The following is a 21,676-nucleotide window of genomic DNA, read 5'->3' as shown; positions in this document are numbered from 1 at the left end:
AAATGTGGTGGGGACAGCGGTACGACGACCAAGATCCGTACCGCCCGATTGAGCGTAAAAGCAGCCCCAAGAAAATGTCAAAGGTCGGTAAAGTGAACTGGTCGACGGCTGGGTGGAATTGGCTCGAACTGATCGTTAACGGGGCGTCAGTGCGGCAGGACGAGCGTCACCGTGAGGAACGCCAAGCCGACGGTGATCGCGGCCGGGTTGGTGAGGAGGACCGGGCGTCGCCAGGCGGCACGGAGGTCCAGGAGGGGGCCTTGGCGCGCAGTTCGAAGAGTGCACCTGCCGGGAACTCCATCCGCGCGGTTCAAGCAACGTGCTGGTACTCCTGGAGCGCTCCACTCAGGCGGTCTCTCCGGCGTGCCTTCAGGCGGGTGTGGATGCCCACGCTGGACAGTCGTGCACAACGTGCGGATCAGCGTCTTGCGCCGGGCTACGCCGCTCCCGAGTGGAGCGGGGTGCATCAGGAGATGGCCGCAAAGCCGGGCTTTGGGCCCCCGGTCGGCATCCTCGACGGCGATCGGTTGTGCGCGCAGACGCTTCACGTCCTCGACGTGGTCGCCGAGTCCGACCTGGCCATCGGGACCGGGCATCTGGACGCCCGGGAGGTGTCCGTCCTCTTTGCGGAGCTTCGCCGGCGAAGGCTCCAACGGGTGATGGTGGCGCACCCCGACTTTCTCCGGCAGGGGATCGGCATCGAGGAGCACACCCCGCCGTATCGGCACGCGGCCGCCGACTCCGGCGGCCTCAGAGGGCGGCTCCCAGGGGGAGCGTCCCCTGGGAGCCGATGCGTGATCTGCGCCGAGCTCCGGCCCGGCGCCTCGGTCAGGCGGGCCGGACCGTCACCGTGTGGCGTCCGCCCTGCACCCCGCTGTAGCGGACGGAGCCGTCGGTGACGCGGACATCGCGCGCGGTATGGTCGCGCCGCCACAGTGTGGCGGCGTCCCAACGCACCACCCAGTCGCCCTGGCGCGGAAGCGGCACGGCGATCTCCCTCACGGCGCCGGCCGGGGCATCGACGGTGAGAGTGAAGTCCCCGTCGTGGGCCCGGTGCCAGGACACCGTGATGACGCCGTCCGAGGTCACCAGTCGGCCCTCGGCGTAGCGGTGGTCGCCCGGATGTGGGGCGATGACGTGACCCGGCCCGTCCTCGGCCGGAACGATGCCCAGGAAGTGGCAGGTCAACGCCGAGGTGGGGGCGGTGGACCAGCCGTGCGCGGCGCTCATGTACGAGCCGCCGTAGTCCGAGGTCCCGTCGCGGCGGTATCCCTCCCAGAACGTACTCGCCGTGCCCGTAGGGGTGTTGAGCATGAAGCCCCACTGGCGGCGGATCAGGTCGAGGGCTCTGTCCGCGTGGTCGGCGAGGAAGTGGGCGTGGACCTCCATGCCGCCGGGGAAGGGGTGCACCGAGTCGGCGCTCTTCTCCGGGCTGGGTGCGCCCACGCCCGTCCAGCGGGCGGCCAGACGTTCGCTGATGACGGCCGCCCGCTGCGGGGTGGGGACCAGGCCGAACCAGACGGCGAGCGCGTTGCCGTCCTGCGGATACAGTGCGGCACCGGCGCCGGAGGGCTTGTCGCGGTACAGGCCGGCGTCCTCGTCCCAGTAACCGCCTTTCTCCACCGCCGACTTGAGGGCGGCGGCCAGTGACGTCCAGCGCCCGGCGGACGCGGTGTCCCCTTGCGACACGGCGAGCGTGCTGCCGGTGACCAGGGCCCGGTACATGATCGCGTTGGCCTCGAGGTTCTTGCCGTCGGAGTCCCCGCGTGCCCAGTCGGCACTGCTGGTGACGTTGAGGAGGCCATCGGTGTCGAGCTTGGCGACGATGTAGGCCATGGCCGTGCGGTAGGCGTCGTACATGGATGCCAACCATGCGGTGTCCGAGCTGAGTTGGACATACAGGGCCGTGCCGATGAGCGTCCACAGGTGGTACGCGTCGGAGTTTCCGATGAAGTTGACGGCGGGCCCTGCGTAGGGCAGCGCGCCGGATGCGGCCTGGTGGTTGTAGAGGGTGCGCAGGGAGTTGCGCACGGTGCCCAGGTCGCCCAGCGACACATAGTCGGTGAGTACCGAGATGCCGAGGTCGCCGGGCCACACCGTCCGGTCCCGCTTGGCGCCGTCGACCAGGACCGTGGCGCCCTGCTCGCCGACCGTCGCCGCGTTGTTCCAGCCGGTCTCGGGAGGCCCCCAGACGCGGCCCTGGTCGCAGGCGATGATGTTGGTCTGGACGGTGTACGCCCCTGCGTACCAGATCCGGTTGAGCAGATCGTCGTCGCAGTGGAAGTAGTTGGGATAGGCCCGCAGGTCGATGACGTTCGGAGCGAACGTGATGTCCACCTCTACGGCGGTGAGGTCGAGGTCGCCGTCCGTGGTGTTGATGACGGTCAAATAGCGGAACCCTCCGCGCAGTTGGGAGGCGGCGGAGGAGCCCGGCGGCGTTCCCCCGGTGGGTGCGTCGAGGCGGGTGCGCACCGCCGTGCCGGGCTGTGCCGAATAGCGGACCGGCGGCTCGTGGTTGGTGCCGCCGTTGGAGCCGTCACTGGTGGTGGCGCTGATGTAGGTGGACAGCTCGGCGTAGGTCAGGCCGAGGGTCTGGCCTGAGGTGGTCGTCGGCGCCACATGCAGGGTGACGAAGCCGCCGACCTCCTTGCCGAAGTCGAGCGTGACGGTGGACCCCTGCCCGCTCAGCCGGGCGTACCGGCCCCGCGCCCCTTTTCGCTGGCCGGGTGCGAGGACCTCTGGTGTGGTCACCTTCCCGGTGGTGCTGTGCACGGCCACCGGCCGGACGGTGCGGCTCGCGGGGGAGAGGTTGAAGCGGTCCCAGCGTCCGGCCGGTGCTTTCGGCGACGCGGTGACGTGCTCGCCCGGCTCCGCCCCGGGCAGCGCTGCGGCGGCGGTGGCCGGGAGGCCCGCGGCTGCCACGACGGCGGTGCCGGCCCCCGCCGCGATGATGCTGCGGCGTCCGGGTCCCTGTGGTGTGTGATGCGGCATGCGTACTCCTGTGCGGGATGGCTGCGGGTGGGGTGAGCGAGGGCCGGCGCCGTGCGCGCGGGCAGTGCGCGGTGCGGCCGAGCCGGTCGGCTCGTGCGACGGTGGACGCGGCCGGGTCAGTCGGCCCGTACGACGGTGAAGGTGCGCGCGTTGCCGCCGGTGAGCGCGACGGTGACCCGCCCGTCCGCGGTATCGACCGAGGAGGTCTTGCCCCGCTGTCCGTCCCACAGGACGGTGCGCCCCTCGCGCACTGTCACCCGCTCGCTGGCGCCCGGGAGGGCGACCGTCCCCCTGGTGCCGTCGGGTCCCTGGACGGACACGGTCGTGGTGGCGCCCGAGACCTGCCAGGAGACCGTCAACGGGCCGTGTGGAGTGGGTAGTTGTCCCTGCGCCCAGGCGACGTCGCCCGGTATCGGCCGCACCTGCTACGTGGCGTACCCCGGTGCCGTCGGACGCGCGCCGAGCAGCTGGTGGGTGAGGGCGGGCAGTACCCCGGTCGACCAGCCGTGCGCCATGCTCGTGTACGCGTCCTCGTAGGGGATGCCGTCCGGCCCGATGCCCTCCCAGTGTGTGATGCCGGGGTCGTGTGCGTCCATCCACCCGTAGGTGCGACGGATCTGGTCGAGTGCCGAGCCGGCGTGCCCGCTCTCGAACCTGGCCACGATCTCGGGATAGGAGGTGAACGCGTACACCCGTCGCGAGGCACCACCGAAGATGGTGTCGTTGTCCATGAAGGCGTTGCCGTAGGGCAGCCGCGTGGTGGCGTCGAGATGCGCCAGGAGTGAGGAGGTGCGCGCGGCGTCCGCGACACCCGCCACCACGGCCAGCCCGTTGCCGTCCTGTGCATGGCGGACCGGCCCCGTCCCCGAGTCCAGGTAGGCCCCCGCCGCCTCGTCCCACAGGTGGGAGTTGACCGCGTCCGCGACCTGCCCGGCCCGCTTCTCCCAGCGCGCCGCGTCGTCGGAGTGCCCCAGCCAGCGGGCCAGGCGGGCGGCGTCACCGAGCGCCTGGACGTACAGGACGTTGTAGTACGTGATCCGGCCCGTGCGATCGAGGAAGGCGTAATCCCCGTACCCGCCAGTGTGGTTGAGCCCCTTGCTGAGGAGCCCCGCGTCGTCGGTGACGCTCGGGTGCCAGGTGTCGAGGACCTTCTTCAGATGCGGGAAGTAGCCGCTCGCATAGCCTCGGTCGCCGGTGTAGAGCACGTAGTCCCAGCTGCACGTCACCCACCACAGCGGATAGTCGAACAGCGGGAGCGTGTACTTGTTGATGGAGGCCGGGGGGATCCAGCCGTCGGCGCGCTGGTGCTCGGCCAGGTCGGCGAGCACATTGCGGGCGGCGGCCGCGGCGTCGTCGTGCGTGAGGTAGAGGCTGCGTGCCGACACCGCGAGATCCCCCACGTAGGGGTCGCGGTCCCGCTTGGGCCCGTCGTGCAGGACCAGTTTCCCCTCGAGGGTGTCGCTCCAGGCGTCTCGCGGGTCCACGTCGTCACGGCGGAAGGTGTCGGTGACGAGTTCGTTGGTGTACGACGCCCCGTACCAGTAGCGGTTGAGGGCGTCGTCGGAACACAGGAACCAGCCGCGGTAGGTGCTCGGGGTGCCGAGGTAGGCGGTGAACTCCAGACTCACCGCGTCGATGTCCACCCGTCCCCATGGCTGCGCGGCCGGCGCGTCCGAGGCCAGCGCGTCCAGGGTGATCTTGAGATAGCGGAAGCCGTGCAGCCCGTCCGCGAAGACCTTCTCGCCGGCCTGGAAGCCCTTGTGGTCCGTCCAGTCGGCGCCCTTGGCGGGCACGGCGAACGAGTCCGCGCCCTGTCCCGCGCCGCCCGCCTGGTCGGAGCGCGTGAAGTCACTGCGCTCCGTCAGGAACTGGCGCGTCTCGGAGAAGGCGAGCCGGACACCGGGGGAGTTGTCCGACGCGGAACGGAAACGCACCCGCGGGTACCCGACGACGACCTTCCCGAAGTCGAGCGTGACACTGGGCAGTTCCTCCGCCTCGACGGGCTCGGGCCACACCTCGTTGATCCGGGTGAACGCACCCTGCGAGGTCTGCTGCACGGCCGTCACGGTGATCCGCACCTTCGACACCTTCGACGCCGAGACGGTGGTGCTGAAGGGGACCGCACACTGGATGACATCGTTGTCGGAGACTGTTGCGGCGGCGTGCCAGGCATCGTCGTACCAGGCCTCGACCGTGAACGCGCGCGGTACGCCGTCCCGATTGGAGATCACCGTGATGCCGGACAGCTCCCGCTCCTCGGGCAGCTGGATGGTCAGCACGTCGGGGAAGGCGCCCTCGGTGTCGTCGTTCCAGAAGGTGTCCCGGTCGCCGTCCACGGCGTGCGAGGCATCGTACGTACGAGGCGTGCCGTCGCTGCCGTTGTTGCCCGCGTGGGTGGAGGAGGCCTGCGCGGTGGTGCCGTCGGGCCAGCGCGGCGTGGGTGCGGGCTCGGCCCGGCGCAGAGAGGTGGCGCGGCCCCCGGCCGTGAGCAGCGCCGCGGGCGCGGTGACATCACCGCTGTGGGTCACTACGCGGACGGGGCGCACGGTCCGGGAGGCGGGCGCCTGGACGTAGCGCTGCCATCCGGTACCGGCCCGCGGCGGCCCGGCGGCCTCGCTCGCGGCCGTCGCGGCCGCTGTGGTGGGGGCGGGTTTTGCGGGGGCCGCGGTGGCGCGTGAGGTGCCGACGGTGGTGAGGGTCGCCGCGGCGGCACCGGACGCGATGACCGCGCGGCGGGTGGGGCGGGCGCTGGGGGCGGGCGTCTGGTCGTTCGGGGTGTTCGCGTCGTTCGTGCGGGAGCGGCTCGTTGTCATGGGCCTCGGTCTTCTGCGACAGGGGATGTGTGAAACGATTCATATCCGGTGGGCGAGGCGAACGTATATCAACTACGGCTTGGCGTACAGGTGTTGGGCAGTACCAGGATGGGCGGGAGTGCGCGCAGGCCCGAGTGGCCGCCACGAGCGGATGAATCCGGTGACACGGTTGTGACGTAAACCGGGGCAACGGGTATGCCGGGTCACTGGTCGTACAGAGCAGTCCGGCCAATTGGAACCAGCATGTGGGACGACATGCACGAGCACACGGGGAACGCGCCGATGACGAACACCCGCACCCGCACCCGTCTCACCACCTCCCGACCCCGCAACTCCCGTATCTGTAGAGGCCTGTTGACGCTGACCGTGGTGGCGGCCGCCACCGTGGGCGTCGCCGCGACGACGACCGCCTCCGCATTCGCGTCCGGGACGCCGCGGTTCCTGTCCCCGTCCCAGCTGCCGCCGCACCCATCGTCGCCCTGGTACGCGGGTCCGGTCACGGCCGGACAGCCGGACCCGCTGCCGATGTGCGTGGGTGAGGCGCTGCCGTCGACCTCCCTGCACCGCGCCTACTACACCGACCTCGATGCCACGGCGCTCCAGGTGACGGTGGTCGAGCGCAGCGTGCAACGCGCCAAGGACTTCGCGGCGCTGCTGCGCAAGGACCTCGGCAGGTGTGCAGCTGCGGTGATGAACCAGTACCCCGAGGTGAGCGCCACCCAGAAGTACTACGGCCGGCTCCCCGTGGAGGAAGGCGCGCACGTCTACGGCGTGCACACCACGGCCACGTGGGGTGCGTCCGACATCAACCTGTTCTCGGTGGGCCGTGACGGAAACGTCGTGACGGTGGTGCGCTGGGGCCAGATGGGCTCCTACCGCGACGCTCAGGTGGCCGACTTCAAGAAGACGACCGTGACGGCGGTGAACAAGCTGCGCTGACCTGCGCACGGTTGAGTCGTGCAGTGGGGCGGCAGCCTTCGCCGACCAGGCAGGCGAGGCCGATCGGGGCCATGGTGGGCGCCCGCCGCCCACGGGGCGGTGGTGCTGAGTCCGGCTCTCTCGGTGGAGAATCCTCACAGGGCGCGCAGAACCCGCAGGAAGGCACGGTGCTCCTCGTGCGCTCGGGGATGGTCACGTCTGCCTCTGTCGCGTCGTGAAGAGAGTGGCGGCCCCGGCTCGTGCTCCTCGACGGTGCCCGCCATGGTGTCGACCGGCAAACAAGACAACGCCTCCACCCCAATCGGGTGTGGGGGCGCTGTCGCGCGTCAGGCAGACGGCCCAGTGATCTGCACGATGTATACGCGCCGGCGCGGCCGGTGAACCTGGTACGACACCACCCACGTCCCCTCCGGATGCATGAGCAGATCGCTCACCCCAGGATCGCCGTACTCCGGATCGCGCGGATACATGAACGCCGCCCGCTCCGTGAGCCGCCGAGCAATGCCATCCAACTCCACCCGCTGCTCCACCGAAAAGCCCTGCAACGACGACCTGGCATGCCCGTCGTACTCGAACTCCCAGTCCGTCACGGCAACGGCAGGTCAGCCGACACCTTGTGCAGCAGTTCGCTCATCTCGATCGCCACCGCACGTGCCTCCTCATCCGTCTTCGCCGCGCCCATCGCCACTTCCAGCTCACGGATCCGGGCCGCGGTCGCCGGCACCCGATACCGCTCCACCCACACCGCCCAACGGGTCAAGAACGTCCGCAACGGAAGATCCGACGACGCGGGAGAGTTGACCTCAGACAACTCCCTGTCGAACACCACTGTCTGCGCCGGATCCAGACGAACCACCGCAGCCCGCAATGCATCCACCGTCACAGCAGGACGAGGAACCAACTCGTGCGACGACTCCGGGTTGAACGGCAGATCAGACACAACAAACATCCCAACACGCCAAGAGATTGAAGAAGACACAAGAGGCCGCGGCGACCCCGGACGGCACACTCCCGCACCACCCGAGATCACCTGGCCGAAACGGGCAAACACGCCCCAAGACAAGGGCGCGTTCGGACGATCCGACCGCCCTCGCCACCGCCGCCAGAGCACGCAACCGCGCCTCGAACGCAGCCGCACGATCAGCCGCGGCCGGCCCCCGGCGTGCGTCACGTCCACCAGGTGCCGCTGGCGGCTGCGGGCCAGGAGTTCGGCGTTCTGTCACCGTCGCTCCCGGCCGGGGGCGGGTGATCGCTAGGCGATCACCAGGGAAGTGGGCTCGTTGCTCAAGCCCAGGGGGGTGGTTGCCGAGACCGTGTTGGTCGTCGTGTCCACGCGGATGATCGTGCTGGACGTGTTGTTGGTGACCCATATGTCGGTGCCGTCGCCGATGATGCCGGTGGGTATGTGGCCGACCGTCAGGGTGCCGGTCACGGCCGGGCGGGACGTGTCGATGATCGACAGGGTGTCGTCGTTGGCGTTGGTGACGTACGCGTGCGAGCCGTTGCCGGTGAAGGCCACGTTCCACGGGGCGCGGCCGGTCGTGATGCGCTTGGTTACCTTGCCGGTGGCGGTGTCCACCACGGCTACGCGGTCGTCCATCGGCAGAGTGACGTAGCAGGACCTGCCGTCGGGGCTCAGCGTGGCGCCTCGGGCGCGGGACAGCTCGCTCAGGACGGTCAGCCGACGGCCGTCCGCCGCGTCCAGAACGTACAGCCCGTTGCTGCAGGGAACGTACAGCCGGGCGCCGTCGGGGGACACCGCGATCGTGTACGGGGCCTCACCGGCCTGGTATGTGGCGGTCACCGTGTCGGTCGCGACGTCGATCACCGAGATGTCCCGCGAGCCGCCGGAGCCGGTGTCCGGGCCGGTGTCGGCCACGTATACGCGGGTGCTGTCCGGCGAGGCGGCGGCGCCGTGCGGGTACACGCCGACGGTGATCTTCTTCGTGATCTTGTTGGTGGCCCGGTCGACCACCGCGACCGTGTTCGTGCCGGAGTTCGCCACGTACACCTTGCCCGCGGCGGCCGTGATGCCGTACGCGTTGGTGAACCCTTTGACCGCGGCGATCAGCGTGCCGGACGACCGGTCGAGGATCGCGAGCCCGCCGCCGAGCGACGCGACATACACGGCGGGCGTGGTCGTGTCCGCCGCGGCGTCCAGGTGGCTCTGGCTGGAGACCGCCTCCATGATGCCGGGGAAGTTGGTGCCCTTGCCGCGGTCGGGATAGTCGTCGCGGGCGCTGGTACGGACCTCGTCCAGGCGGCTGGGTGACTCACGCAGGGCGCCGCCCCGGCGCCGGCCCGGGTTCTTCTGGGACGGCATGGGGGACGGCGACTGCTGCTGGTGCGGCGGCGTCTGGTCCGTGCCGGGAAGCGTCGGCGCGGGCAGGTTCCCGGCCTCGTACTCCGCCAGCCAGAACGACGGCAGCGTGGGCGGCATGGGCGGGAACCGCTTGTGCACCTTCATGCCGAGCGCGGACGTCAGGTCGCCGAACGTCTCGCGCCGCCAGTCCGTGATGTTGGCCGCGCGCACGCCGGTGACCTGCTCCAGGAACTGCAGGGTGGACGTGTGGTCGAACGCCTCGCTCGCCACGTGCCCGCCGCGCGTCCACGGCGACACGATCGTGCAGGGCACCCGGAACCCGCCGCCGATGGGCAGCCCGCCCACGAACTCGTGCGGGGTCCCGGCCGGCGGTGTGGGCGGCGGCACATGGTCGAACAGCCCGTCGTTCTCGTCGTAGTTGATGATGAAGACGGTCTTGGAGAACAGGTTCGGGTCGGACGCAACCGCCTCGAGCTTGCTTGCCACGAAGTCGGCCGCGGCGGCCGGGAGATACGCCGGGTGGGAGGACTGTTCCGACGTCGGGATGATCCACGAGACGGCGGGCAGCCGGCCGCGCTTGACGTCGTACTCGAACTGATCCGCCGGGCCGATCCGCATGCCCCGCGTGTGCAGCGGCGAGCCGGGTCTGGCGTCCTGGAACGTCTGGAAGAACTCCAGCGGGTTGCAGCCGTAGTCGTCCTCGTCCTGGTAGACGCGCCAGCTCACCCCCGCCTCCTCCAGCTGCTCGGGATAGGACTTCCAGCGGTACGGCTGCGGCACGACGTTGCTGATGACCGGGCCGCCCGCCGCGCCGTCCGGATCGATCGTGCCGGACATCAGGTACAGGCGGTTCGGCCAGGTCGGGCCCATGAGGGAGCAGAAGTAGCCGTCGCACAAGGTGAACGCGTGGGCCAGCGCGTAGTCGAAGGGAATGTCCTGCCATTCGTAATAGCCCATGGTGTACGGCCCGACCGCGTCGCCGTCGGCTCGCCGGTGAGCGGGCAGCCAGTTGTCCATCTTGCCGTTGTTCCAGGCCTCGTGCTGCACGGACCAGGCGTGACTGGTGGAGGGGATGGCCTGGGCGCTGGTGCGGTGGGTGTCCAGGTGCCAGGGCAGCAGATAGCCGTCCGGGTTCTTCGGATCCGGCTGGTAGAAGACGGACTTGCCGTCCGGGAGCTTCAGCGCGTCCGGGTCGTCGAATCCGCGGACCCCGGCCAGCGAGCCGAAGTAGTGGTCGAACGAGCGGTTCTCCAGCGTCAGGATGACCACGTGCTCGATGTCGCTCAGGGAGCCGGGTCTGCCCGTCGCGGCCGCCGCCGCTTGCAGATTGGGCGGCAGGTACGAGGCGATGAGCGCGCCGGCGGCGGTACCGGCCATGGATCCGAGCAGTCGACGACGTGTGATCTCGGGCATGTATGAGACACCTTTCTGGCACGACGGTGCGGACGCGTTTCCCGAGCGGACAGCAGGTCTCTTGATGACTCGGCCGCGTGCGGATACCTGACCGGCTCCGGCACGCGGCTGCGGTGACGTGGGAGCGAGAGGTGACTTGGATGACCATTACACGGATGTGCCGTGAGGGGCAGTTGTGGGATCGGACTTTGCGGGATCTTTGCGGGCAGACTGAGGGGCTGTCACCTCGTGCTCCGCGCGGGCCGCTGGGGTCGACGTAACGTGCCGTTCCGGTAGCGGTCTTGACGGGGCGCTCCGGCGAACGCGGGCCGGAGGAAGGCCTGTTCGAGGTGCTTGGTGCTTGGTGCTTTGTGCTTCGGCGGGACGGGCTCTCGGCTCGGATCGAGGGCCGGGACCTTCGGAGAACCGGGTCCAGAAGCATTCCATCTACGCGGGGGACTGCATCCGCGGTGTGATGGAGTACCGACACACGATGTACGTCACCAAGTGGCGCTGCCGTCCTGGTCGTGCTGCCGGCGACGCTGGTCCCGGATCAGCCGCTGGGCAGCGGTGGTCAGCCCTACATCGCCTGGCTGCCCGGTGAGGGGCCGTGCGGCCGCGACGTGTCTGGTTCTGAGCGTTCTCGTCGAGGCGGCGCAGCCGCGGCACGCCCAATGGCCTTGCAGGAACGCCCTGTTCGCGGCCGCGGCACCTGGCGGCACGTGCCTTTCCAGGGCCTCGATACCCTGGCCTGGGGATCTGGGAGGCCTCAGAGGTGGCACGAACGACGCGTTCTCTCTCAGCAGCCTCGGCTTCGAGCGCTGCACGTCACAAGCGCCGCCAGTGCCTGGAAGGTGATCAGCCAGCAGTACGCGATGTGCGGAGGCTCACCTGTGCGACGGCCTTCGTACGTCTCACCCGGCAAGTGGCCGCCACAATGCCCGCTCATCAGGGTCCGTGGGGGTGCCCCACGTCAGCGCTCCGTTGATCAACCCGGGTGTGGCGCCAGTGGCCAAGGACGGTACGTCGAGCATGTCGGCCATCTCCTCCAAGTAGCACGACAGTGACGCGAACTCCACAGCCCGCCCGGCATACTTGCTCCACGACCACAGCTTCCCCGTTTCCGCATCCAGGCAGAGGCCGAACAGGCGGTCTATCTCTGAGCAGAACGGGATCCATGAAGCGCGCCAGAGCAGGAACTCCTCATGTGTCCCACCGCGACGATGACTCAACTCGTTCTCATGCTGCTGCATCTCCAGCATGCTCCGATACTTTCGAATCACTGAATCGAACTTCATCGGCGCCCAGTTGCCCAACAAGAACTGCCCCTGCGGGCCGGGCTGCACCCCCGAGCAGTGGCGCCATATGCCCTGAGACCCGCCGGGATGCGCACGCCCAGTTCCTGCTGCAGGGCATCTATCTCTGTATCGGATGCTCCGGGCAGGAGATTGTCCGTGGTCGCCGGAGCGTGTTGATGCAGCCACGACTGGATACGGCGCCAGGCGTCAGCGACCTGGCGTTCCTCCATGGCTTGCGCCTGCTGTATGTCGTCAGTCACGGACGAAAAGGTACCCAGCGGCTTGCAGCGACACCTCTCCAACAGGCAGTGCGCCGTGGCCGCTCGCCGGATTTGTCGTGTGTGATGTGGGGAGCCCCGAGCCCACCCTCACCGTCTCGGATCTGCACGTGGTGATGTGCTGTGCGCGGTGCACTGTCACCTGTACGCGGTGCTGAGCTGCACTGTTTCGTGGGGAGTCGAACCCCCGCGTTGCTCTTCACGCGCCAGGAGTGGGCCGGAAACCGCCGGCCCTCGGTGTGTGCACGCCTCCGACACGGCTACCTGCTCCACATCGTCATGACCTCCGTGGACCTTCTAGTCCAGCAGATCGACCTCCCAGTTCGCACGCTGGATACGCACGTCGATCTCACGGATCTCCCGCGCGAGGACGTCGGACTGTGTGCGCAGTTCGGCGACCGAGAGCGCGGAGAGCATCACCAGTTCGGAGCGCAGCTGTCGGCCGTACCCCCGGTTGCCCGATCCTGCGGCCGAGTCCGCCGCCTTGGTGATGACTGAGTGGCGCAGGCGGAGCACGTCCCGGCGTGCGAGTGCGTCGGTGAGCGTGCTGTCCTCGCCCATTCGCACGGTGGCATTGGTGCGGTTGATCCGTCGGATCAGCAGTTCGAGGCGGTCCAGTACCTCGCCGACCTCGGTCAGCAGCTGCGGCGCGTCCTCCGCGGGCGTCTCGCCTTCCTGATAGCGCGCGTTGTCGACGATGCGTGCGCGCAGCTGCTCGACGCGTCGTGTTGCATCCGCCCGCTCTGCCAGTGCCTCGGCCAGTTTCATTGGCTCCACCCCCGCTCGTTGTTGGTCCGGCCGACTCTACGGACCTGCGCGCTGCGAAACCACGGAATAACCAACGCCCGGCCCGATGCGCTGAGCAGGCGGAACGATCCCTGCGCAGGAATTGCACCCAGGCGTGGTCGCTTGTCGTCTCGTTCGCGGATCCGTCGTTCTGCACATTCCAGGACGCGGGTGTGCATGCCGTCGAGCGGTCCTCATGGCGGCCCGGGCAATGGCACCCACCGCCGGTCATCCAATACTCCGACTCTTGCGTTCTGTGTGGGCATTTTCTTGATCAATTACGCTCGACAGGCGAACCCAGCCAGGGGGTGGGACGTCCGCGAACACGTCAACGGTGGACGGCCGAATGGAGGGCGTTGTCCAGAGCTGGGCCCGTCGCCCTCCGCCCATTTCAAGCGCCATCCTGCTGGGGTAGACATCACGACAAGCTCCCTCGACTGCAGGGATCAGCCCGTGGTTCTCCAGGTCTCGTCGCACGTTGACGAGGGCAACAAAGAGATTCCAGGCCGTGTGTTCCGAAGCGTGTTCATTCCAGCTGATACGGACGGTGTAGCCGGGCCCGGACATTGCGGCGAACAGATGGCCGGCGATCTCGCCCTCCGGCGAAACGAGTATGACGGTCTTCTGATACAGAATCTCGGCTTCGTCGGCCATAGGGAGCCTCGGGGCTGTCGAGAGCGGATGGGGATCAAGACGCCGAGCTCAAGAAGTGGGTGTCCATCGGGCTCGGGCGCCGAGCTGCATCGGTGGCCGACATATCGTGGCTACCGCAGCTCTGCTGTGCCGGTACGGCTTTTGAGGTGGCTGGTCAGGGTGTGGAGCGTTGCCCAGGCGTCGGCGCTGGTGCCATCGCCCAGCGGGTAGTGGAGAGATGGCGCCGCGGCGGTGCCGAGTTGTACTGGCTTGATCGCGAGTGGTGGGCGGCGGGCGTACGCGAGACCGATGGCGCGGACGTCGGACGCACCGAGGGTGAATGTCACCGGGAGGGGTGGGGGCGTCAGGAGCGGCGGCAGGGTGAGGTCGGCGCGGGCCATGCGGAGTGTGGTCAGCATCGTGGCCAGGCCATGGTCGTCGACGAGTTCGGCGGCGAGGGGCTCGATGGCGGCCAGGGGGACCGGCTCGTCGGCGTGGTAGCCGACCGTGAGGGTGATGTCCTCGGCGATGCCTGTCGTGGTGCGTGTGGTGCGGTGGGTGGCGACGGCCGGGCGGTCCGGAGTGCCGATCACGAGCGTGTGGGTGGGTTCCGGGGCGCGGTCGCGGGCCAGGTCGGTCAACTGGCGGGGCGACCAGGGGAGGTTGATGGGTTCGGCGGTGCCCCAGCCAGTCGGCGGTGTGCCCAGCAGGTGGCGCCAGGCGGCCTCCAGTGAGGCGCCGAGAGTCAGGTCCGCGTCGGATGCCTGCAGCGTGCGGAAGGACACCGTCAGCTGGTGCTCATGCGCCGGGGCGGCGGTGCCGGCCGTGAAAGCGGCGGCGACTTTGCCGGCGCCGGCCGGTGCGAATGTGCCCTCTCGCCAGGTGAGTTCGGCTCCGGACAGGCCGTCGTAGTAGCCGCCCTCCGGGTGTTGGGCGACCCAGCGGTTGGGGGCGCCACCCAGCGCTGTTCGTAGGGGGAGCGTGAGGCGGGTGTGGGGTGGTGTCACGATGTGCAGGGCGCGGTTGGCCGCGGTCGCGATGCGCAGGACGTCGGCGAGCCAGGTGGTCAGGCCCAGGACGGGCCGGTCCGCGATGACGACCGCCGTGGAGTCGGTCAGGACGTCCACGATGGGTAGCGCGCCCGCCGCGGCGGGCGTTGGTGTGATGTCGTCCGGTGGCGAGTCGACCGCCTCTACGACGGACGTGGTGTGCGTGCCCCGAGGCCAGGTGGTGCCGCCCAGCAGCATCTTCAGGCGGGCGGCCACCGAGGTGGCGAGGGTCTCCGCCTCGGGGGCGGCGGTGGAGGCGCGGAGTTCGGTCCACCAGAACGGTGGTTCGGGGGCGTCGACTTCCGGGCCAAGCAGGCGTTCCGCCTCGCCCGTCGTGTGGACGAGGACCGGTGCTTCGACGGAGACCAGGGGGCGGCCTTCCGGGGTGCACAGGTGGATGACCGCGTCGTCGTCGGTAGTGGTCAGGGTGAGGTCGGGGCCGCCGGCGTGCAGGGCGGCGAGGAGGGCCGCGGGGTCGGGCATCTTCGGGGTGAGGGCGATGACGTCCTGGGTCACGCCGGTGTCTCCTCGGCTTCGGGCGCGAGGGCGGTCTGGATGAGCTGGTGGCGGCGTCCTCGGCGGGCCAGGGTGCCGCGGCCGGGCGGCTGTTGGGAGGCGTAGAGGCCGGGCAGGAGTTGGCCCTCGCTGCGGTCGCCGGTCATGACCAGGGCGGTGGCCCCGGTCTCGCGCAGGGCCATCAGGAACGGGTCGTACAGGGCGCGGGAGGAGCCCGCGACGTGGCGCGTGACGACGAAGTGCAGGCCGATGTCCTGGGCCGAGGAGATGTACGGCAGGAACGGGTCCAGGGGGTGCTGTCCGGCTGCGGTGAGGATGTCGTAGTCGTCGACGAGGATCACGATCCGCGGGCCCTTGAAGGTGGGTTCGGCTTCTGTTGAGTCCGGGTCGGCGGCTTCCGGGAGGCGCTTTTCCAGTTCGGTGGCGATGCCGGTGGCGAGCGCGTTCGCCAGCTTGGCGTTGTGGGCGTAGCCGCCGCGGTACGGCTCGGGGATGACACCCCGCAGGCCGCGGCGCGGGTCGAAGACGCCGAAGACCAGTTCCTTGTCTCCGTGGCGGTCGACCAGGGAGCGGGAGATGAGGGCGAGGAGGTTGGTCTTGCCGCACTCGTTGTCGCCGAGGATCAGCAGGTGCTGGTCGGCGCCGAACAGGTTCAGGACGGCGGGGGAGAGGGTGTCCTGGTCGAGACCGATCGGCACCGCGTGGGGTTCCGTGGTGGTGGACGGCAGGCGTTGCGCGGGCAGGTGTGTCGGCAACACCCGGACGGGGGCGGCGAGTTCGCCGTGCCAGGTGGCGCGGACGGTGCGGGCGGCCTCTTCGAGGGCGGGGCCGATGTCTGTCGTGGTGGTGCTGGTGTCGATGCGGGGCAGGGCCGTGTGTGCGAAGAGCTTGCCGTCGGTGAGGGCGCGTCCCGGTGTGTCGGCGGTCAGTGTCTCGGAGAGTTTGCGGTCGACGGAGGAGTCGGCGGGGTCGTTGAGGCGCAGTTCGATGCGGCTGCCGAACATGGACTGGGCGGCGATGCGGACGTCGTTCCAGCGGAGCATGCCTGCCACGACGTGGATGCCGTAGCCGCTGCCGCGCTTGAGCAGGTCGGCGACCGGCTCGTCGAGGTGGGCGAACTCGTCGCGCAGTGCGCCGTAGCCGTCGATGAGCAGCACGATGTCCGTGGAGCCGAGTTCGGGCAGGTGGCCCTGGGTGCGTAGGGCGCGCAGTTGGTCGACGGAGTCGATGCCGTGCTCGCGGAAGGCGGTTTCGCGGCGGTCCAGCATGGCGCGGACTTCGGCGACGGTGCGGGCGGCGCGTTCGTGGTCGGCGCGGCCCGCGATGCCACCCACGTGCGGCAGGTCGGCCAGCGCGCTCAGTCCGCCGCCGGCCAGGTCCAGGCCATAGAGGGCGACGTCGGCGGGGGTGTGGGTGAGCGCGAGCGACAGGGCGAGGGTGCGCAGCAGGGTCGTCTTGCCGGACTGCGGGCCGCCGATAATCGCGGTGTGTCCGCCGGCCGTGTTCAGGTCGTGGACCCAGGGGCCCTGCCATTGCCGCGCCGGGTCGTCGAGGATGCCGAGGGGTGCACGCAACGCGCCGTCGGCTGTGGCGAGTTGTACGCCTTGGGGCGTCGCCTGTACGGGGCCTGCGGCCGTGTCGAGGGTGGCGGCCTGCGGGAGTGGGGGCAGCCAGATGCGGCGGACTGTCGGGGCGGCGTCGGTGAGTTGGGCGACGGCGGTGGACAGGACCGTCGGCCCGGTCTCTCGCTCCCGCATCGTCGCCGGCTCGGTGTCCTGCGGTGAACTCTCCAGCGCCTGAGGTGTGTTGAAGGCCGGGTACGGCCATACGCGGGGCGTGTCGTCGGTCGTCGTCTTGCGGAGCGCCGGGCCGCGGTAGGCGCCGGAGACGTAGCCCGCCTTGAAGCGGGTGTACGTGGAGGTGTCGACCTTGAGGTAGCCGAAGCCGGGCAGGGGCGGCAGGTGGAAGGCGTCGGTGGTCTCCAGGACCGTGCGGGACTCGTCGGCGGAGAAGGTGCGCAGGCCCAGGCGGTAGGACAGGTATGTTTCCAGGCCTTTGAGGTTGCCGCCCTCGATGCGCTGGCTGGACAGCAGCAGGTGCACGCCGATCGAGCGGCCGATGCGCCCGATGGACAGGAACAGGTCGATGAAGTCCGGTTTCGCCGTGAGGAGTTCGCCGAATTCGTCGATGACGACGAAGAGGTGGGGGAGCGGTTCGAGATCGGGCCGCTCGCTGTCACGCAGGGCGCGGTAGTGGCCGATGTCGGCGATGTTGCCCGCGTCCTTCAGGACCTGCTGACGGCGCTTGATCTCGCCGGCGAGGGAGGTATGGACGCGTTCGACGAGTCCCGCCTGGTTCTCCAGGTTGGTGATGACACCGGCGACGTGCGGCAGTCCGGTGAACGGGGCGAAGGTGGCGCCGCCTTTGTAGTCGACCAGGACCATCGCGAGGTCGTCGGGGGAGTGGGTGGCGGTGAGCGCGAGGACGAGGGTGCGCAGGAGCTCGCTCTTGCCGGAGCCGGTGGCGCCCACGCACAGTCCGTGCGGGCCCATGCCGAGTTCGGAGGACTCCTTGAGGTCGAGGAGGACCGGCTGGTGGCGGTCGTCGAGGCCGATCGGGACGCGCAGGAAGTCCCGTTCGCCGCGGGGTGCCCACTGCCGGGGCAGGTCGAGGGCGGCCATGTCCTCGATGCCGAGGAGGTGGGGGAAGTCGACCGGGCCCGCGACGGGGGCACCGTCGGCCGCGGATTCGGCCGACAGGCGCAGCGGGGCCAGGACACGCGAGAGTGCTTCGGCGGCTGCCGGGCCGGCCTCGTCGGCGATCCCTGAGGTGCGTACGGGCTGCTGGGGGCGCAGATCGTCCACGACGATCCGGTCCTCGTCGACGGTGATGCGCACCGAGACATGGTCGGGCTCGTGGCGCTGGTCGGCGAGCAGGTGGACCACGGTGACACCCATGGCGTCGAGCGGGACGGCCGCGTCGGGGCGGGGCAGATCGGTGGCGTTCTCGCCGTAGGTGTCATGGACGACGAGGAGCCGGTCGGTGAGGGCGAGGGCCCGCTTGTCGGCGAGGCCGCGGCGCACCTCGGCGGCGTAGGTGGCACGCTGCTTGAGGTCGGCGCCGATCACCTGGGCCAGTTGGTTCAGGTCGGGGGCGATGCGGCGCGCCGGGGTGGTCCCGTCCGGGGTGGTGTTCGGGTCGAGGGCGTGCGGGAGCCACTTGGCCCACTCCCACTCCTCGATACGGTCCCCGGGCACGGCGAGCGCGAGCGCCGCGTCGTCCGGGGCATGAGTGGCGGCCACCTGCATGAGCAGGGCGCGGGCGATGCGCAGCACGCCCGCGCGGTCACCGATGACACTGACGTTGCCCGCCCGGTCCAGCTGCACAGCCAGCGGGTGGTCGGGTGTGGTGGCGTAGCGGGCCTGGAGGGCACGGGCCTCGTTCAGCATGAACGGGTCGGGCGGGGTCATCGCGGTGCCGGACGTGTTCTGCCCGATGGCCAGGTCCTGCACGGGAACGTCGCCGACGCCGATACGCGCCTGAAGGAAGTCTGCGTCCGAGCGGCGCCGCTCCCACAGCCGCGCCGGATCACGCACGATGTCGTGCAGGGCGGCCGGGTCCGGGTGCAGGAAACGGGCCGCGCGACGGCGGTCGCGTTCGGCGTCGGCCAACTCGGTCCGCAGTCCCTCCAGATACTCCAGGTACCGCTCGCGCTGGGTGCGCCGCTGGCGCTGCGCCTTGCCGCGCTGGGACAGGAACAGGGCCACCGCGCCGAGCAGCGCGATGACCAGGACGACGGCGCCGAGCCCGGCGAACTGACTGGAGCGGATCACCGTCATCATCACGACCGAGCCCATGACACCCGCCATCGGCAGCAGCGCGGTGGCGGCGCTGCCGGTCTTGCCCTCGGGCAGATTCGGCGGCGGCTCAATGGTGCGCGTCTCGGCGGGCGGCAGCGGACGGTACGAGCGGGCCGGGCGGTGGACGAGGCGCTGGGTCACCGGGTGCGCACCGCCGTCCGGTTCAGGTGGTGGGTCATCGGACGCGCACCGCCCGCTGCATCGCCTCGGCGGACAGTTCGGTGGCCGCGCGCCGGGTGGCCTCGCCGAGCCGGTCGGTGCGGATCGGGCCGCCGCCCGCCAGATGACGGTCGTAGGGCAGGTGCACGACGGTCACGCCCGTTTCGCGCAGATGGGCCATGGCCACCTTCAACTCCAGGCTGGGATCGGTGCTGTTGGTGGTGAGTACCACGACGGTGGAAGCGAGCGCGTCCTGCGGCAGCTGGGCCAGCCAGTCCAGGACGATCCGGCTGCCGTTGACACCCTCCGCCGTCTGTGGCGCGACCACGATGCGGGCGTGGGCGGTGGCCATGGCGGTGCGGGCGATCTCGCCGGGCAGCGACTCGCAGTCCACCACGGTCACGGCGAAGTAGCGGCGCAGCGAGAGCGTCACCTTGCGATACGTCGGGATGTCCAGCGGTGCGACGCCGAGGCGTCCCTGGCTGGCCGGCAGCAGCCAGCCGCCGTCCCCGGTCGGGGCCAGGTAGCCGGTCACGTCGGTCAGTTGCATCGACGGGGTGAGGAGCTGGGCGAGGTCGGTGGCCGACCAGCGCACGCTCTGGGCCCCCAGGCGCACCGGCAGGGTGCCCAGCGCGGAGTCCGCGTCCAGGGCCAGGACCGGGTCGTGCCGGTAGTGGCTGAGAGTGCGGGTCAGGAGAGCGGAGGTGGTGGTCTTGCCCGCGCCGCCACGGATCGACGTCACCGCGATCACGCGGCCCGTGGTCACCGGCTGCTGCAACAGTCCGGCGAGCCGGGTCTCCTCACCGACGTCGCGCGCGGCGGACGAGGCCAGCTTGCGTAGACCGCGTCCGGTGCGCCGGGCCATCGAGTCACCGTGCTGCGGTGTGCCCAGCGCGTAGGCGAGGCGGGGGTCGAGGGTCGGGACGGACTCGGGGGAGGCGACTGGTGGCCGGGGCGGACTGGGCGGGGGCGAGGCGGGCGAGAGACTGGTGGGATGAGGGTGGGCGGGTGCGGGCGGGGCCGACGGCGCCTGTTGAGGTGGGTCGGCCTGGGGCGGCGCCGCTTGCGGCATCGGCTGTGCGCCGACCGGAGAAGCCTCCGGCCGGGACGGGGCATGCGCCTGCCCCGGGTGGGGCCGCTGCTCGTCCGGGCGCCGCACGGGCAACGGCGAGCGGCCGTCGTCAGGTGCGGGTTGCTCGGCGGACGCGTTGAGCTCTCGCAGTACGTCGTTCTGCCACCGGCCGGATGTCGTCATCACCGCCCCCTTACGCGAACGTGCCGAGCAGCCGCCCGTACACCCCGAACACCCCGAGAACCAACGGGAACAGAGCGATCACCCCGACCGACTCCAGCACGTCCCCGACCTTGCGAAGCCGCACGCGCACATGCTCGGCCGGCTCCACGGCGAGCACACCGAACGGCACCAGCGCCAGCACCACCAGCACCGCGAGCGGCCCCGCGGCGCCCTGCTGCTCCAGCCACAGCCAGGCCAGCCGCGCCACGACGACACCCGACGCCAGCAGCAACGCGACGACCTCGGCCACCAGCGGATACGCCCGGGCCCGCAGCGCGAGAACGAGAGCGACGGTCACCGCGAGCAGCACCGTCCACACCGTCACCGAACGGACGACCAGCACCCCGGCGAGCGCTCCGGATGCCGCCATCACCACCGTCGCCAGGGCCAGTCCCCGATGCGTAGCGGCCATGGCGGTCCCCACCTGCAGCCGGCTCACCGATGTGCCCGCTGAACGCCGGTCATCGAGCCCGGACAGCCCCGACGCCATCAAGGCAAGCCGCGGCAGAACCCCCGAGGCCACTACGGAAACCACGGCGAGCAGCGCCGCCGCGCGAGCGGAACCGACGGCCTGCTCGCCGCCGGACTGCAGGGCGAGCGCGACTTCCCAGCACGCCCCGGCCCCGGCCAGCGCACCGGCACCGACCAGAGCACCGCGCCCGAGCGGCGTGAACCCACCGAACAGCAACAACGCCACGACCCCCACCGCGACCACGGCGCCCCACCGCAGAGCCGCAGACCACCCGCTGGCATCCGCGAACGACCACGCACCCACGATCCCGACAGCAGCACTCGCGCCGATCAGCGCCGTGGCGAGTCCCTGCCGCCCGGCCCGCCCGAGCAGCACACCGGCCACCGCGGCGACGACCGCGGCGATAGCCAGCGCGCCTCCGACGGTTCGCGCCTCGTACCCGTCGCGGGCGATGAACGACGCGGCCACGGCCCAAACAACACAGGCCCCGGCAGAGACGACCCTTCGCGACCGCGCACCCCACCGCCAGGCCCGCACATCCAGATCGTCTGCTGCTTCGTCACTCACGTCATGTACGACGGGAGCGGACGGTGCATGCTCGATGCGCACCAGCCGCAGCACGGCGCCATCGGGCACCCCTGCGGACTCCAGCGTGGCGTCCTGCTCCAGGGCGCTGCCGTCGGCGGTCACCAGGTGCCGGGCCTGCGGCCGTTCACCGACCCGGTCGTCCAACAGCCGCATCACCTCAGGAAGAAGCAGCCCGATCGGCTCCTGCGAGGGCAGCACCAGATCAATACGGCGCCGCTCGCCGACCAACGTGATACGGCTCAACGCCGTACGACTCACAGCCCCCTGGGAAATCACGCGTTCGAA

Annotated in this window: 15 protein-coding genes and 1 pseudogene; 2 read left to right on the top strand and 14 right to left on the bottom strand. The window is 70.2% G+C overall.

Annotated features, from left to right (window positions below; translation table 11 throughout):
- Positions 1 to 2: 2 nt before the first annotated feature.
- Entirely contained in the window at positions 3 to 899 is an 897-nt protein-coding gene (locus ACP4E5_RS09905) for a DUF6282 family protein (RefSeq protein ID WP_425827063.1), read from the top strand.
- On the opposite strand, the gene ACP4E5_RS09900 is transcribed toward ACP4E5_RS09905, so the two are convergent.
- The 3 genes from ACP4E5_RS09900 to ACP4E5_RS09890 form a co-directional block, all read right to left on the bottom strand.
- Positions 829 to 2,991, bottom strand: a complete 2,163-nt coding sequence (locus ACP4E5_RS09900; RefSeq protein WP_425827061.1) for an alpha-L-rhamnosidase-related protein — start codon at positions 2,989 to 2,991, stop codon at positions 829 to 831. The genes ACP4E5_RS09905 and ACP4E5_RS09900 overlap by 71 nt on opposite strands.
- Before the next feature lie 116 nt (positions 2,992 to 3,107).
- Positions 3,108 to 3,413 carry an alpha-L-rhamnosidase C-terminal domain-containing protein gene (locus ACP4E5_RS09895; RefSeq protein ID WP_425827059.1) on the bottom strand — a complete coding sequence of 102 codons (306 nt, stop codon included), beginning with the start codon at positions 3,411 to 3,413 and terminating at the stop codon, positions 3,108 to 3,110.
- 3 nt (positions 3,414 to 3,416) lie between these two features.
- Positions 3,417 to 5,804, bottom strand: a complete 2,388-nt coding sequence (locus tag ACP4E5_RS09890; protein ID WP_425827057.1) for an alpha-L-rhamnosidase-related protein — start codon at positions 5,802 to 5,804, stop codon at positions 3,417 to 3,419.
- A 255-nt stretch (positions 5,805 to 6,059) separates the two neighbouring features.
- Between ACP4E5_RS09890 and ACP4E5_RS09885 the strand changes: the two genes are divergently transcribed.
- Complete coding sequence (locus ACP4E5_RS09885; protein ID WP_425827055.1) at positions 6,060 to 6,743, top strand: hypothetical protein; 684 nt, start codon at positions 6,060 to 6,062, stop codon at positions 6,741 to 6,743.
- A gap of 326 nt (positions 6,744 to 7,069) precedes the next feature.
- Here the strand turns inward: ACP4E5_RS09885 and ACP4E5_RS09880 are convergent, their stop codons facing one another.
- From ACP4E5_RS09880 to eccD, 11 genes and pseudogenes are all read right to left on the bottom strand, one after another.
- Positions 7,070 to 7,333 carry a hypothetical protein gene (locus tag ACP4E5_RS09880; protein WP_425827053.1) on the bottom strand — a complete coding sequence of 88 codons (264 nt, stop codon included), beginning with the start codon at positions 7,331 to 7,333 and terminating at the stop codon, positions 7,070 to 7,072.
- Positions 7,330 to 7,683 (bottom strand): hypothetical protein, encoded by a 354-nt coding sequence (locus ACP4E5_RS09875; RefSeq protein ID WP_425827051.1) that lies wholly within the window; start codon positions 7,681 to 7,683, stop codon positions 7,330 to 7,332. Before ACP4E5_RS09875 ends, ACP4E5_RS09880 begins: the two co-directional genes overlap by 4 nt.
- Positions 7,684 to 7,995: 312 nt before the next feature.
- Positions 7,996 to 8,931 carry a YVTN family beta-propeller repeat protein gene (locus tag ACP4E5_RS09870; RefSeq protein WP_425841165.1) on the bottom strand — a complete coding sequence of 312 codons (936 nt, stop codon included), beginning with the start codon at positions 8,929 to 8,931 and terminating at the stop codon, positions 7,996 to 7,998.
- A 135-nt stretch (positions 8,932 to 9,066) separates the two neighbouring features.
- Positions 9,067 to 10,479: pseudogene (locus tag ACP4E5_RS09865) on the bottom strand (alkaline phosphatase family protein); the annotation flags it as partial.
- A gap of 893 nt (positions 10,480 to 11,372) precedes the next feature.
- A complete protein-coding gene (locus ACP4E5_RS09860; RefSeq protein WP_425827049.1) occupies positions 11,373 to 11,720 on the bottom strand; it encodes a hypothetical protein in 348 nt (115 codons plus the stop codon).
- Positions 11,721 to 12,331: 611 nt separating this feature from the next.
- Complete coding sequence (locus tag ACP4E5_RS09855; RefSeq protein ID WP_425827047.1) at positions 12,332 to 12,802, bottom strand: DIP1984 family protein; 471 nt, start codon at positions 12,800 to 12,802, stop codon at positions 12,332 to 12,334.
- A 246-nt stretch (positions 12,803 to 13,048) separates the two neighbouring features.
- Positions 13,049 to 13,474, bottom strand: coding sequence for a hypothetical protein (locus ACP4E5_RS09850; RefSeq protein WP_425827045.1), 426 nt, complete (start codon positions 13,472 to 13,474; stop codon positions 13,049 to 13,051).
- A 110-nt stretch (positions 13,475 to 13,584) separates the two neighbouring features.
- Positions 13,585 to 15,018: a DUF6177 family protein gene (locus tag ACP4E5_RS09845; RefSeq protein ID WP_425827043.1), complete on the bottom strand. Its 1,434-nt coding sequence runs from the start codon at positions 15,016 to 15,018 to the stop codon at positions 13,585 to 13,587.
- Positions 15,015 to 19,019: a type VII secretion protein EccCa gene (gene eccCa / locus ACP4E5_RS09840; protein ID WP_425827041.1), complete on the bottom strand. Its 4,005-nt coding sequence runs from the start codon at positions 19,017 to 19,019 to the stop codon at positions 15,015 to 15,017. Before eccCa ends, ACP4E5_RS09845 begins: the two co-directional genes overlap by 4 nt.
- Before the next feature lie 34 nt (positions 19,020 to 19,053).
- A complete protein-coding gene (locus ACP4E5_RS09835) occupies positions 19,054 to 20,292 on the bottom strand; it encodes a MinD/ParA family ATP-binding protein (protein WP_425827039.1) in 1,239 nt (412 codons plus the stop codon).
- A gap of 10 nt (positions 20,293 to 20,302) precedes the next feature.
- Positions 20,303 to 21,667 (bottom strand): type VII secretion integral membrane protein EccD, encoded by a 1,365-nt coding sequence (gene eccD, locus ACP4E5_RS09830; protein WP_425827037.1) that lies wholly within the window; start codon positions 21,665 to 21,667, stop codon positions 20,303 to 20,305.
- Positions 21,668 to 21,676: the final 9 nt, after the last annotated feature.

The organism is Streptomyces fractus, assembly GCF_049844455.1.
In the GTDB taxonomy this organism is placed as follows: domain Bacteria; phylum Actinomycetota; class Actinomycetes; order Streptomycetales; family Streptomycetaceae; genus Streptomyces; species Streptomyces fractus.
The sequence above is the reverse complement of the archived record's forward strand: the minus strand, read 5'-3'. Positions and strand labels throughout refer to the sequence as shown.

Bases quoted from the DNA above. Each gene is read 5' to 3' on its own strand.
- ACP4E5_RS09905 (WP_425827063.1), top strand. From the start codon at position 3: ATGTGGTGGGGACAGCGGTACGACGACCAAGATCCGTACCGCCCGATT.
- ACP4E5_RS09900 (WP_425827061.1), bottom strand. From the start codon at position 2,991: ATGCCGCATCACACACCACAGGGACCCGGACGCCGCAGCATCATCGCG.
- ACP4E5_RS09890 (WP_425827057.1), bottom strand. From the start codon at position 5,804: ATGACAACGAGCCGCTCCCGCACGAACGACGCGAACACCCCGAACGAC.
- ACP4E5_RS09885 (WP_425827055.1), top strand. From the start codon at position 6,060: ATGCACGAGCACACGGGGAACGCGCCGATGACGAACACCCGCACCCGC.
- ACP4E5_RS09870 (WP_425841165.1), bottom strand. From the start codon at position 8,931: ATGGAGGCGGTCTCCAGCCAGAGCCACCTGGACGCCGCGGCGGACACG.
- ACP4E5_RS09860 (WP_425827049.1), bottom strand. From the start codon at position 11,720: ATGCTGGAGATGCAGCAGCATGAGAACGAGTTGAGTCATCGTCGCGGT.
- ACP4E5_RS09855 (WP_425827047.1), bottom strand. From the start codon at position 12,802: ATGAAACTGGCCGAGGCACTGGCAGAGCGGGCGGATGCAACACGACGC.
- ACP4E5_RS09850 (WP_425827045.1), bottom strand. From the start codon at position 13,474: ATGGCCGACGAAGCCGAGATTCTGTATCAGAAGACCGTCATACTCGTT.
- ACP4E5_RS09835 (WP_425827039.1), bottom strand. From the start codon at position 20,292: ATGACGACATCCGGCCGGTGGCAGAACGACGTACTGCGAGAGCTCAAC.